The organism is Bacillus sp. OK048, from assembly GCF_900103525.1.
Lineage (GTDB): Bacteria > Bacillota > Bacilli > Bacillales > Cytobacillaceae > Neobacillus.
Genome location: NZ_FNHN01000010.1, coordinates 1 through 12,427, shown reverse-complemented (window position 1 = coordinate 12,427; position 12,427 = coordinate 1). Strand labels below are relative to the sequence as shown.

Below are 12,427 nucleotides of genomic sequence, written 5' to 3'. Positions count from 1 at the left end.
TCAAAAATTGAGAAGGTATTTTTAATTACTTTTTGAATTAGTTAAAAGCAGTAGTGGTGTTTTTTCGCCATTACATGGTAAAATAAAGGACATGCACTTTTATTTAAAGGAGAAATCATTGATGGTTCAAATTATTTTAGTCCTGATTCTAGCTTACTTGCTTGGTTCGATTCCGTCAGGTTTAATCATTGGAAAAGTTTTTTATAAGACAGATATACGTGAGCATGGAAGTGGGAATCTAGGTGGAACGAATACGTTTCGAACATTGGGAGTAAAAGCTGGTTTAGCTGTAACTCTGATTGATATTCTAAAAGGGACATTGGCTGCTTCCTTACCTGTTTTAGTTGGACTTGATATCAATCCTTTACTTGCTGGGATTTTTGCTGTTATCGGACACACCTATCCGGTCTTTGCTGGATTTAGAGGTGGTAAAGCCGTCGCAACATCTGGAGGCGTGCTGTTGTTTTGTGCCCCGCTAATGTTCTTAACGATTTTCTTAGTCTTTTTTGCAAGTCTTTACCTAACAAAATATGTATCACTTTCTTCAATGCTTGCGGGCATTTTTGCAGTAATTTATGCTGTCATTGAAATGGACATCCCGCTCCTCATTGCCGTTACTCTTTTGGCTTCATTTGTCATCTATAGACATCGCGCTAATATTAGACGGATCCTGAATAAAACAGAACCAAAAATTAAATGGCTTTAAGGAATCGAAAGTGGTTCCTTAAAGCCTTTTTTATATAGGTACTACCTTAAATGCACCTTTTCCTTGCAAGTCCCTTATATAATCTAACTTTGTGTTTTCGAAGTATGAATAATCCTGTTCATGAATAATGATCTTAATCCCTTCAAATTCAAATAGCTGATCACCAGTAATTTTCCGCTCTTCCAGAGACAGATTTAGTTTTGGACCGCCTCAGCCGATGCCCATACTTAAGCGAATGAATAATTCTTCACTTGGAAATTGCTTTTCTCTTGTGATAATCTCATCCAATATTCGGCATGCACTCTCTGTTAATAGGAACACAACACAACACTTCCTTATAAATTTTTACAAAAACTGTAGGAAAAAGTCGAAAGATTGTACATAAATATATTATAGTATAAGTAATAGTGTTTGAAATATTTTGCCTCAAACTTGATCTCATGAAGGAGAATTTATGAAAAAGAAATCGATTGTCTCATCTATATTAATCATATCAATAAGTTTAATAGTTGCTGCCTCGCTCTTAATCCAGCAGCACAATTACAAAGTTACAGCAGCAAAAATGCATCCCACAAAGGACCACGTAGAAAGAGTTCAGCCTGTTCTAACCAGGACATTAACAGAGAAGCTGACGATAGGTGCCATTGGCGACATCCTAATTCATGATACTGTGTATCAAGATGCCTTTAATGGGACTGCATATAACTTCAATCCAATTTTTCAAAATGTTAAAGGTATATTAGAATCTCCTGATGTGCTGACTGCTAATCAGGAAAGCATGCTGGGTGGAGTTGCTATTGGTGTTTCAAGCTACCCCATGTTTAATAGTCCCCATGAAGTAGCGGATGCGCTGGTTAATACGGGGGTTGATATTGTCTCGCTTGCAAACAATCATACATTGGACAAAGGTGAAAGAGGAATTTTATCCGCAACAGATTATTTAAATAGTGTCGGACTTCCTCATGTTGGCAGTTTTCTAAATGAAGAAGACCGCAAAAAGCTTAGAATCATTCATAAAAATGGTATAAAATTAGCCTTTTTGTCCTATACATATGGTACAAATGGCATCCCCATCCCAGATGGAAAAGACTTCCTGGTTAATCTAATAAATCGTGATTTCATGAGTGATGAAATAAAACGGGCAAAACAAGAAGCCGATGTAGTGATTATGAGTATTCATTGGGGAAATGAATATCAACGAATTCCTACAAATGAGCAAAAGGATTTGGCTAATTTCCTTGCAAATGAAGGGGTAGATATCATCTTTGGATCACACCCTCATGTACTTCAGCCAATGGAATGGATTCATACAGAAGATGGTAGAAAGTCATTTGTTATTTATTCTTTAGGTAATTTTATTTCGGGACAAGTAAGGGACTACAAAGACACTGGAGGCATGGCAACAGTTGAAATTACCAAGCAGGTTACGAAAACAGGAAAGACAATTGAATTAGCCAACCCTGCTTTTTATCCTACGTATGTTTCTAGCCAGAGACATAGAAATTATCAAGTAGTACCACTTGAAAATGCTGGTGCCTTTGGACTGCAAAATGCCTCAACTAAGTACCAGGAAATTCAAGATCATATGACCCAATGGCTCCGTTAATTCGGGGCCTTTTTAGCGGGTGTTTTGGAAGGATGTTTCGGCATGAAACAAAATAATAAACAAGGTTTTTTTCTCACGTTATTATTTATCGTCTTAATCTATCTTTTTACGAGAAGTTATTATAGTCCATTCTTTTGGATTCTTCTAGGCTTATTACTATGCCTCGCTTTCCTTAAGGAAGAAAATCGCCTTTTTGCTTGGGTGATCCTTTCCTTCTTTGGCGGGAATATGATCCTTGTTTATCTTGATAAATTCATTCAAGGTATTCATGTTCAACCATATCTACGCGTTATCATTTATCAGCTTTTGTTCATCATCCCTATCCTGTCAATCTGTTATGTAATTAAACAGTTCAACAAAGAAATTAGCTTGTTTTTGGAAAAACCTAGGCTTCCTAAAAATATTCAATTGCCTTTTGTAGTGAATAGAACCTATTTTTATTCCCTTACGATTGTTCTTGTTGCAGTTGTCTTCACTTTAATGGCTATAACGACAGACGTTAAAATGAATATCTACCTGTTTCTCTCGCTTTTTGTCTTCGCGCTTATTCATGCCTTTCTGCATGAAGTGATATGGAGAGGAATTCTTCTTTCGCAAATCATTAAGATTACCAATGAGACTTACGCCATACTGTTCACAAGCATTGCCTTTGCGTTTAACACGACTTTTTTCGGTTTTTCTTTCGCTATCTTTCTTTTATATTTCGTTACAGGAATGTTATTTAGCCTGATAACTATTGTATATAAAAGCATTCTGCCAGCTATTTTAGCGCACACATTGATGTTAATCCTCTTTTTCTTAAATGGCTTGCTTCAACTGCCAATATAACCATCAATTACTTTACGATATAAAAAAGCACACTTCGTTAAGTGTGCTTTTACATTACCAAATATGTTGATGTAAACCTTCATTATGTAGGATTTCTTTTTGTCGTTCACCTATTAAATCAAAATGGGAGTAACCATCACGGCGATGGTGAATCCATTCCTTTTTCAAGCCATATTTTTGCCCCCATTTGGCCAATTTATCAAGATCATGACAGCCGACCTTGGTTACGGTTGTGCAGCCTGGAAAGCGATCATCCAGCCAATAGTGGGTTAAGAATGCGATTTCACCATTATCTATTTTTTGTTTCCACTCTTTTACTTCCTGTCTTTTAATTCCAAATGCCATTCTATCACCTCAGGAGCAATTGACCTTCTATTTCTTCTTTATTTCCTCATACCGTAAAAACCATTCCGGAAATGCCTTTTTGAAGGCAATTGGTCGAAAGCTGTCCTTTTTGACCACAATATGTGTTGAGGATCCCTCTGCACACACTTCTTCTTCCCCATTAATGATGGAATATCCATAAATGGTTTTAATACCATCATTTTTTTCAATCCACGTTTTTACAAACCCCTTATCACCATATCGTAAAGGCTTTTTATAGGTTGCTTGGATGTCATATACAGGTGCAAAATAGCCTGCATTCTCCATATCTACGTAGTTGTACCCCAGGTCCTCAATCAAACCGCTTCTTCCCAGCTCAAAATACTTTAAATAATTTGCATGATAGATGACGCCCATCATATCAGTATCTGCGTATAAAAGTTGAATTTCTCTCGTAGAAATAAATAGGTTGTCCATATCTATCTTCCCCTTCTTTTATCAATCCGATTGCTAAAGCGCCATTTTATTAAACGCTATGTCCACATCTTCACTTTCTATATGAATGGCTTGTTCTAATATATCCTCTTCTCCACCTTCGCCCATTAGCCTCATAGCCTGTGCTTGGAACATTTCATCAGCTAAATTCGTTGCGAATCTGCCATTTCCTCGAAACGAACTATCTTTCATCTTTTGTTTTAAGAGGGATTTAGCCTGATCGGTAAGGTTGTATTGGAAGCTTTCAACATACGATTCAATAATATCGAGCAGCTCCTCAGCGGAATAATCAGGGAATAAAAAGAATTTTTTAAACCTTGAGCGCAACCCAGGATTGCTTTCTAGTAACTGATCCATTTCATTTGGGTACCCGGCAAGGACTACAACAAGATTTTCATTATGTTTGGTCATCTCATCCACTAAGGTATCAACCACTTCCTTACCAAAGTCACCAGCTGTCGGGCTTAAGAGAGAATAGGCTTCATCAATAAATAAAACTCCTCCAAGTGCCTCTCGGATCTTTTTCTTTGTTTTACCTGCCGTTTGACCAACATATCCGGCTACGAAATCCGCCCTGCTCGCAACGATTAAGTGACCTCTTTTTAACATCCCGCATTCCCGAAGGAGTTCAGCATAAATCTTCGCTACTGTTGTCTTACCTGTACCGGGATTCCCGGTGAAAACAGAATGAAGCTGAATGGGTACAGTTGGAAGACCATTGTTCTTTCGAAACTGCTGCATTTTAACAAAGGAAACAAGCATTTCCAATTCAGCTTTTAGATCGGTCAAGCCAATTAACCGTTCCAATTTTTCAACAGGGGATTCTCGAAGATCATTCTTTTCCACTTCAAAGTCTGCTTTATCCAAAAAGGAGTATTTGAGGATATCATCATTTGGAATGGGATAATCAGACCCTTTTTTAAAAATAGCATCCAAGACAATATTGCGAACCGATCTTGCATTACCAAATGTATCATCCACACGTTCCTGTTCAAGGCGATAGTTTATTTCCGTCTTTGCTTCTTCCGTAAGGATATAATCATTTTCCAACGCAATTTTTTCAGCAATTTCGATCAATTCTTCATTTGAATAATTAGGTAAATGGATGAGATTTGATTGCGGAAACCTGCTCCTTAGACCTGGATTGGCATCTAGAAAGATACGCATTTCCTCCGGATAGCCCGCCAAAATTACAGCGAATTTCCCTCCATATTCATTACCGGTCATAAGCGAAACAAGGGTGTCAACGGCTGTTTGTCCATAATCATTGCCTGTTTGTCCTTCGCGTTTTAAACTATAGGCTTCATCAATAAACAGAACACCGCCAATAGCTCGCTCTACAACCGCACGAACGTTTTCCTCTGTTTGACCAACGAAGGCTCCCACCAACTGTGACCTGTCAGTCTCTATCACTTCAGGGCGCGGAAGCACCTCGAGCTCGTGATAGATTTTAGCTAATAAACGGGCAATTGTTGTTTTTCCTGTTCCTGGATTACCTGTTAGAACCATATTAAGACTAAGTTCATCTTTTATTTGGAAGCCAAGTTCTTTTCGGTTTTTCTGATATTTTAAAAATTGATAAAAATCATTGACTCGCTTTTTGACAACGTCCATGCCAATCATTTCATTTAGTTGGTCCAATGCATTTTCTGAAGTTGTTTGGTCATTTTCTTCATCAATAAACTGTTTCTGCCAGTCATTCTTAATGTCTTCTAGTGTGGACAAATGTAATTTTAATTCGTCATAATAAGTTGCAGTATGAAAAACACCTTTTATCGATTCCTCGTACTCCTCAGCAGCTTTTAGGAGATTTGCACTTACTTCTATTGAAGCTGCCAGTAGCTCAACGAGATCCATATACTGTTTGTGAAGCTGTTTATTTCCTACTGTCTTAGCCAAATTCTTTTTTTCAGTTAAATCCTCTAACTGATCATCTGCTTCAGCTAAGAAACGTTGACAAATTTGTATGTATTGTTCAGCAACCTTTTTCTTTGCAGTTCGATTATCTGTTTCCCGAATCGCTGGGAATGTCAGTACATCCAGAATATCTTTTTTCTTTTTCCAGTCATATTGAATAAAATAGGACCTTGCTTTCTCATTTTCAGGATATAATGTTAATGCTTTAGTAAGCCAAGCCGATGCTAATGAATCCTGCATATTGCGGTTAAGGCGTGTGAGTGCAGCAACTGTTAACATTTTCGATAAAAGTATTGGATTTGACTGATGACGAATGGTAAGTAGCAGCTTATTTTCGTCGGTAATAAACCCATTTTCTTCAAGTTCTTTTTCCCACTGGATTAATTGGTCATTACTCAGGTTCTGTTTATTCGTTTGATGGTTTATCAATAGAATCACTTCTTCTTTAAAAATTTCCTCTTAATCTTACCACAACCAATCCAATGACACGAAAGAAAAAGGACCTGTATGTAACGAACAGGTCCCAAGTTTTTTAGGTTTCATCCTTTATTTCTGAACGAAATGCATCAATGCTCTCACGGCGCCTTTCATTTTTCTCTGCTATTTGTTGACGCTGTGTTTCACTGTCAGTAAATGCAAGTGATTCTTCTGCAGCTTCGATGTTTTCAAGGGTATCGTGGATCATTGATTGAAGCTTTTCTGCGTTGTCACTACGATCGTCTGGTTTAGGTTTATTGTTATAGGTCATTGAAAAATCTCCTCCTTAGTGGTGTCATGTTACAGATATAGTTTGTATCGAAGCGAAAAAAATATCACAAAAATTTTTTGGGAGAACGAACAAAGAAGACCCGCTGGCGATTGCCTGACGAGTCTTTTACCATACTATTTATTCACCTTTTGTTTGCATTACTTGAGCATGCTTACCAGATTTATCTTGATGAGTTTTACCTTTGTTTCCTCCAAAGCCCTTTGATTTTGTTCCAATATTCTCTGGGACAAAGTGTTTACTGTCTCTTTTCGGATTACTCATTTACTATCCCTCCTCCTTAACATTTTGTCCATTTTAAAGGAGGAACATGATTGGTAATCTATGTGAGTTACTCTGCTTTTCCAAGACGCTTTTCTTCTAAACGTAATTCAATCTTTTCCATCGCAGCTCTATCTTTTAATAGTTGACTTTTATTTTCAGACACAAGTTCTGCAAAGGAACGTTTTCTAGGTTTTCTCATGTATTACACCTTCCTTATTTCCTATTCTAACAGTTATTATGCCCGGAAACGATTTCAATTATTACAACTTTTTGAAAATTAAAAAGAAAAGTGGGCTAGAACGAAAAAAAGACATTGGATTTCTCTTCCAATGTCTTATTTAAGTTCCTTCGTATATTGTTTCATTGTATCGTGATTCATAGCACCGATATACTTGTAACCGATATTTCCCTTCGTATCAATAAAATACGTAGTTGGAATCGATAAAACTTGATACATTTCATTTACTTTATCTTCATCATCTAATGGAATCGGAAAAGTAATTCCATTTTCATCAACAAATGCTTTTACATCTAAATGTGGGTCAATGTTGACTGCTAGAATAACTACCTCATCGCCAGCTTCTTTGTGAAATTGCTCCATCGCAGGCATTTCTGCTTTACATGGCGGACACCAGGTTGCCCAGAAATTTAGCATCACTTTTTTTCCTTTTAAATCGGATAATTTAACAGTCTCTCCCGCTAATGTTTTTAGTTCAAAATCAGGTGCCTTTGACCCTACTTTTAAACCACTCATATTGGAAGCTTCTTGACTTTTATTCTCGGGTTCAGCCTTTTTGTCCATTGCCTGCACAATTGCAACTCCAAGTAGTGCAATTAACACTACAATAGCAATTACTTTTTTTACCATACCCCGAACCCCCTTGGTTCAATAATATTCTATTCTGATTTTACACTATATACTTAGTTGAAATGATGATTGTGTGTGCCAAATATGTGACAATCATAAGAATAGTTTATAAAAAGTATTTTAGAAAAGCAAATAAAGTAATTTACAGCATATATTTTTTATTCATAAAAAAACCTCCCTTCCATTGAACCGGAAGAGAGTGTTTAAAGTCATGTTGTTTTTACAACAAAAATAGCATAAGTTAAATTAGCCTAAAAAGCTTACAATAACTATTTTTTCATTGAAATATATACGTTCAGGACTTAAAAAAGGATAGACTAATCCCATCCTTAACGAGATTGTCAATCATTTCCGTAAAATTAACTTCTGAAAAAGGCTCGCCTGTTTCGATCTTGTTTTTTAAATTAGTAAGAGTATATTCCTGCCAATCCTCCAAATTTTTTGTGTCCCACTTCTCCATAAATAAAGTATACAAAAAGATCTCTCTAATTTTTAAAAAGATTGGAATCTGTTGAATTAGTTCTTTGCTAATTAGATGTTCCTGCATATATCCTTTTAAGAAGTACTTCCAAAAGACAAAGGGAAACTCCGTATTTTCAGGTGTAAAGGATGAAGCTTGCCAATAAGCATGATAAAAGGAAACAGCTAAATCATATGCAAACCAATGATAAGCGGAATCATCGAAATCGAATATTGTTATTTCTCCCTTATTCACAAAGAAATTACCCTGGTGAAAATCATTATGAATGAGTCCAAAGAGATTTGAATTCATTTCAAAATCTCCAAGTAGCTTTAATAATTGCTCATATCTGTTTGCTATTATTTTTGATTTGATTTTTGGTAAAAGATTTAATATGTCAGGATTGTCGGGGCTCCAGGTTGGACGGTTTATCCTAATATCCTTTGATACCTGGTGTATCCTTCCACTAACTCTTCCCCATGTAAAAAATAAATCCTTATTCCAAACCTCGCGATCCGCAACATCCACAGCATTTCCCTTTGCTTTTTCGAAACAAACAATATAATGTTGATCAGTGCTTTCGATTATCTTTTCTTTTGGTGATTTTATTGGCAAGGATACTGATACCCCTTTTTCTCCAAGTGCTTGTAGATAGGCTACTTCACTTTCAATTTCTTCTAAACTTCGGCTATTACGTGATGAGAGTCTAAAAATGAGGTTTTGATAGCTGAGTATAGTGTTATGAAACCCTTCACTTATTGGAATAAGATCTTTCGTATTAACTCCATAGATTTGTTCTAACACCATAATTTATCCTTTCTAAAAAACCACCATGCAAAAATGCATGGTGGTTGTAATATTAAGCTTCTTGTAATTTTTCGCGAAGTACCATTGGAAGGATACCACCATGACGGTAGTAGTCAACTTCAACTTCAGAATCGAAGCGAACAAGTACTTCAAATTCTTTCTTGTTACCAGCTTCATCAGTAGCAGTAACTTTTAGGAAGTCGCGTGGTTTAACGTTTTCGTCCACTTGAACATCGATTGTTTCTTTACCAGTTAAGCCAAGTGTTTCAGCGCTTTCGCCTTCTTTAAATTGAAGTGGAAGCACGCCCATTAACACTAAGTTAGAACGGTGAATACGCTCGAAGCTTTCAGCAAGAACTGTCTTAATGCCTAAAAGGTTAGTACCTTTAGCAGCCCAGTCACGTGAAGAGCCCATTCCGTAATCTTTACCAGCAAGAACAATAAGCCCAGTGCCGTTTTCTTTGTACTTCATGCAAGCATCATAAATCGATGTAACTTCATCGGTTGGCCAGTATGTTGTTACGCCGCCTTCTGTACCTGGTGCGATTTGGTTACGGATACGGATGTTTGCAAATGTTCCACGCATCATAACTTCATGGTTACCACGACGAGAACCGTAAGAGTTAAAGTCACGAGGTTGAACACCTTTTTCTAATAAATACTTTCCGGCTGGAGTATTTTTACCAATAGCACCTGCAGGAGAAATATGGTCAGTTGTTACAGAATCTCCAAACTTACCTACCACACGAAGTCCATTTAATGGCTCAACAGTACCAGGTTCAGGTGATAAACCTTCAAAGAATGGCGGGTTTGCAATGTAAGTAGAATCCTCATCCCAAGTATATAACGGTTCATTGCTAGTTTTGATTTCATTCCAACGCTCGTTGTCACCGAACACATTCGCATATTCTCTGCGGAATAGTTCAGGAGTAACAGTACGTTTAACAACGTCATTAACTTCCGCTGTTGATGGCCAAATATCCTTAAAGAATACATCATTGCCGTCTTTATCTTTACCGACTGCTTCAGAAGCAAAATCAATGTTCACTGTACCTGCTAGAGCATAAGCAACAACTAAAGGTGGTGAAGCAAGATAGTTTGCTTTTACAAGCGGATGAATACGTCCTTCAAAATTACGGTTACCTGAAAGTACAGAAGTAACTAAAAGATCGTTTTCAGCGATTGTTTTTTCGATTTCTTCTTTTAAAGGACCGGAGTTACCGATACATGTCGTACAGCCATAACCAACAAGGTTGAAGCCGATTTGCTCTAGGTATGGAAGTAATCCAGAATCACGAAGGTATCCAGTTACAACCTTAGAACCTGGTGCTAAAGAAGTTTTAACGAACTTAGGAACTTCCATTCCTAATTCAACTGCTCTTTTCGCAACAAGTCCTGCACCTACTAATACATATGGGTTAGAAGTGTTCGTACAGCTTGTAATGGATGCAATGGCAACCGCACCTGTTTTAATCGTTGTTTCGTCACCATTTTGGAAGTTAACAACAGCTGACTTGTCGAGTTCGTCTGCCTGTAAGCCGAAGCCTTGGTTACCTTGTGGTGCAGAAACTGCCTTTACAAACTCTTCTTTCATTTTTGAAAGAGGAATCAAATCTTGTGGACGCTTAGGACCTGAAAGATTTGCTTCGATAACGGAAAGATCTATTTCAACAACATTTGTATAAACTGGCTCTAAAGCTGGATCAAAGAACAATCCGTTTGCTTTACAGTATTGTTCAACTACATTGATTTGCTCTTCTTCACGGCCAGTTAAACGCATATATGCAAGGGATTCATCATCAATTGGGAAGAATCCACAAGTTGCACCATATTCAGGAGCCATGTTTGCAATTGTTGCACGGTCTGCTAATGGCAGGACAGATACACCAGGACCGAAGAATTCAACAAATTTACCAACTACCCCTTGGCTGCGAAGAACTTGAGTTACTTTTAAAGCTAAGTCTGTTGCAGTTGCTCCGTTTGGTAGTACACCTGTTAATTTAACACCCACTACTTCAGGAACTGGGAAGTATGAAGGCTGACCAAGCATTCCTGCTTCTGCTTCGATACCGCCAACACCCCAGCCAAGAACGCCAAGACCGTTGATCATAGTAGTATGAGAGTCAGTTCCAACTAAAGTATCTGGATATGCTTCTAATTCACCGTTAGCATTTTCTGCTACATGTACAACATCAGCTAGGTACTCAAGGTTAACTTGGTGTACGATACCTGTTGCTGGTGGAACTGCACGGTAGTTATTGAATGATTTTTGAGCCCAGCTTAGGAACTGATAACGCTCAGCATTACGTTCAAATTCTAAATCCATGTTTACTCGTAAAGAGTCTGCAGAACCGTAAGCATCAACCTGTACAGAGTGGTCAATTACAAGGTCAACAGTTTTCTCAGGGTTAATTTTATCTGGGTCGCCGCCAAGGTCAGCCATTGCTTTTCTTAAAGAAGCAAGGTCAACTACCGCTGGAACACCAGTGAAGTCTTGGAGGATTACACGTGATGGCTTAAATGGAACGTCCACTTCTTTAAGCTCATCTGTTCCCCATTTTGCTAAGTTTTCAACGTGCTCTTTCGCGATAACGCGGCCATCATATTGGCGAAGCACTGATTCAAGTAATACTTTTACGGAATACGGCAGTTTCGAAACCTTGCCAAGACCAGCCTCTTCAAGTGCACTTAAGCGGTAATAGTGGTAGCGTTTACCGTTTACTTCAAAGGAAGTGCGTGCGTTAAATACATCATTTTTCACCATTGTAAAGCCCCCTCGTTCGTCATCATTAACTAAAATTAACGAAAAGTCGAAAAGTTTGAATATTCCTATCCATCCCTACTTTTCTCACAATTCTAATCTTAATACAACCTTTTACATAAGTAAATAACAAGAAAGTTATTGTGATTGATAAGTTTACCTTATGATATTTATGTATAATGTTCAAAATATTTAGAAAAATACTATAAGAACGTGTGACAGAATAATCATAAAGATTAGAATTGTGTACCTATATATTATCTCAAAAAACTTTTTTGTTGTCATTTTTTAAGCATTAAAGGAAATAGTAACACTATCATTGAGAATTCTGGGTAATTCTCGGTAGGAGGTGATTAGGTTGCAAAAAGGAAAGTCAAATCATGTAATTCCCGGCGCAAATGCAGCAAAAGGACAAGGGCAGGGTGCAGGATTTAATGAGGAAATGGCGAACGAACCATTAACCATTAAGGAAAAAATGAACAATAAAAAACGGAAGAAAAACCAATAAAACAATAAAAAGCAGGGCTCCCCGAGACTGCTGAAAAAGTCTCAATATAACCCTTGTAATGATTAAAGGAGGAGGAAACTCTTCCTTTTTCGTATGCATTGATTTAGTTGCTGAAGT

General features: G+C 37.4%; 13 protein-coding genes. 4 read left to right on the top strand and 9 right to left on the bottom strand.

The annotated features are described in order from the left end of the window. Window positions 1-121 precede the first annotated feature (121 nt). The 3 genes from plsY (at window position 122) to BLR86_RS17805 (ending at window position 3,140) form a co-directional block, all read left to right on the top strand. The gene (plsY, locus tag BLR86_RS17815; RefSeq protein ID WP_090764449.1) at window positions 122-706 is read left to right on the top strand and encodes a glycerol-3-phosphate 1-O-acyltransferase PlsY; all 585 of its coding nucleotides are present in this window, start codon (window positions 122-124) and stop codon (window positions 704-706) included. Window positions 707-1,160: 454 nt separating this feature from the next. After that, window positions 1,161-2,312 carry a CapA family protein gene (locus tag BLR86_RS17810; protein WP_090764446.1) on the top strand — a complete coding sequence of 384 codons (1,152 nt, stop codon included), beginning with the start codon at window positions 1,161-1,163 and terminating at the stop codon, window positions 2,310-2,312. Between the two features lie 42 nt (window positions 2,313-2,354). Then, on the top strand, window positions 2,355-3,140 hold the full coding sequence (locus BLR86_RS17805) for a CPBP family intramembrane glutamic endopeptidase (RefSeq protein WP_090764444.1): 786 nt from the start codon (window positions 2,355-2,357) through the stop codon (window positions 3,138-3,140). A 54-nt stretch (window positions 3,141-3,194) separates the two neighbouring features. Here BLR86_RS17805 and BLR86_RS17800 read toward each other — a convergent pair whose 3' ends face one another. From BLR86_RS17800 to acnA, 9 genes are all read right to left on the bottom strand, one after another. Continuing rightward, on the bottom strand, window positions 3,195-3,485 hold the full coding sequence (locus tag BLR86_RS17800) for a hypothetical protein (RefSeq protein WP_090764441.1): 291 nt from the start codon (window positions 3,483-3,485) through the stop codon (window positions 3,195-3,197). Window positions 3,486-3,512: 27 nt separating this feature from the next. Beyond that, the gene (locus BLR86_RS17795) at window positions 3,513-3,941 is read right to left on the bottom strand and encodes an acyl-CoA thioesterase (protein ID WP_090764438.1); all 429 of its coding nucleotides are present in this window, start codon (window positions 3,939-3,941) and stop codon (window positions 3,513-3,515) included. A 33-nt stretch (window positions 3,942-3,974) separates the two neighbouring features. Next, window positions 3,975-6,314 (bottom strand): AAA family ATPase, encoded by a 2,340-nt coding sequence (locus tag BLR86_RS17790; protein WP_254782367.1) that lies wholly within the window; start codon window positions 6,312-6,314, stop codon window positions 3,975-3,977. A 94-nt stretch (window positions 6,315-6,408) separates the two neighbouring features. Further along, window positions 6,409-6,624: a small acid-soluble spore protein Tlp gene (tlp, locus tag BLR86_RS17785; protein ID WP_090764435.1), complete on the bottom strand. Its 216-nt coding sequence runs from the start codon at window positions 6,622-6,624 to the stop codon at window positions 6,409-6,411. 138 nt (window positions 6,625-6,762) lie between these two features. Further along, window positions 6,763-6,906, bottom strand: a complete 144-nt coding sequence (locus BLR86_RS17780) for an acid-soluble spore protein N (RefSeq protein ID WP_090764432.1) — start codon at window positions 6,904-6,906, stop codon at window positions 6,763-6,765. Window positions 6,907-6,973: 67 nt separating this feature from the next. After that, on the bottom strand, window positions 6,974-7,105 hold the full coding sequence (locus BLR86_RS17775; RefSeq protein WP_090764428.1) for an FbpB family small basic protein: 132 nt from the start codon (window positions 7,103-7,105) through the stop codon (window positions 6,974-6,976). Window positions 7,106-7,240: 135 nt separating this feature from the next. Next, window positions 7,241-7,774 carry a redoxin domain-containing protein gene (locus BLR86_RS17770; protein WP_090764424.1) on the bottom strand — a complete coding sequence of 178 codons (534 nt, stop codon included), beginning with the start codon at window positions 7,772-7,774 and terminating at the stop codon, window positions 7,241-7,243. 295 nt (window positions 7,775-8,069) lie between these two features. Then, window positions 8,070-9,041 carry a phosphotransferase enzyme family protein gene (locus BLR86_RS17765; RefSeq protein WP_090764421.1) on the bottom strand — a complete coding sequence of 324 codons (972 nt, stop codon included), beginning with the start codon at window positions 9,039-9,041 and terminating at the stop codon, window positions 8,070-8,072. 52 nt (window positions 9,042-9,093) lie between these two features. After that, entirely contained in the window at window positions 9,094-11,805 is a 2,712-nt protein-coding gene (acnA, locus tag BLR86_RS17760) for an aconitate hydratase AcnA (RefSeq protein ID WP_090764418.1), read from the bottom strand. Window positions 11,806-12,160: 355 nt separating this feature from the next. On the opposite strand from acnA, the gene sspO reads away from it, so the two are divergent. Then, a complete protein-coding gene (sspO, locus tag BLR86_RS17755; protein ID WP_090764415.1) occupies window positions 12,161-12,310 on the top strand; it encodes a small acid-soluble spore protein O in 150 nt (49 codons plus the stop codon). The last annotated feature ends 117 nt before the right edge of the window (window positions 12,311-12,427 follow it).

What these genes read in the sequence shown, in the direction of transcription:
- BLR86_RS17800 (WP_090764441.1), bottom strand. Translation starts at nt 3,485, where the DNA reads ATGGCATTTGGAATTAAAAGACAGGAAGTAAAAGAGTGGAAACAAAAA.
- acnA (WP_090764418.1), bottom strand. Translation starts at nt 11,805, where the DNA reads ATGGTGAAAAATGATGTATTTAACGCACGCACTTCCTTTGAAGTAAAC.
- BLR86_RS17765 (WP_090764421.1), bottom strand. Translation starts at nt 9,041, where the DNA reads ATGGTGTTAGAACAAATCTATGGAGTTAATACGAAAGATCTTATTCCA.
- plsY (WP_090764449.1), top strand. Translation starts at nt 122, where the DNA reads ATGGTTCAAATTATTTTAGTCCTGATTCTAGCTTACTTGCTTGGTTCG.
- BLR86_RS17770 (WP_090764424.1), bottom strand. Translation starts at nt 7,774, where the DNA reads ATGGTAAAAAAAGTAATTGCTATTGTAGTGTTAATTGCACTACTTGGA.
- BLR86_RS17805 (WP_090764444.1), top strand. Translation starts at nt 2,355, where the DNA reads ATGAAACAAAATAATAAACAAGGTTTTTTTCTCACGTTATTATTTATC.
- BLR86_RS17795 (WP_090764438.1), bottom strand. Translation starts at nt 3,941, where the DNA reads ATGGACAACCTATTTATTTCTACGAGAGAAATTCAACTTTTATACGCA.
- tlp (WP_090764435.1), bottom strand. Translation starts at nt 6,624, where the DNA reads ATGACCTATAACAATAAACCTAAACCAGACGATCGTAGTGACAACGCA.
- BLR86_RS17780 (WP_090764432.1), bottom strand. Translation starts at nt 6,906, where the DNA reads ATGAGTAATCCGAAAAGAGACAGTAAACACTTTGTCCCAGAGAATATT.
- BLR86_RS17810 (WP_090764446.1), top strand. Translation starts at nt 1,161, where the DNA reads ATGAAAAAGAAATCGATTGTCTCATCTATATTAATCATATCAATAAGT.
- BLR86_RS17775 (WP_090764428.1), bottom strand. Translation starts at nt 7,105, where the DNA reads ATGAGAAAACCTAGAAAACGTTCCTTTGCAGAACTTGTGTCTGAAAAT.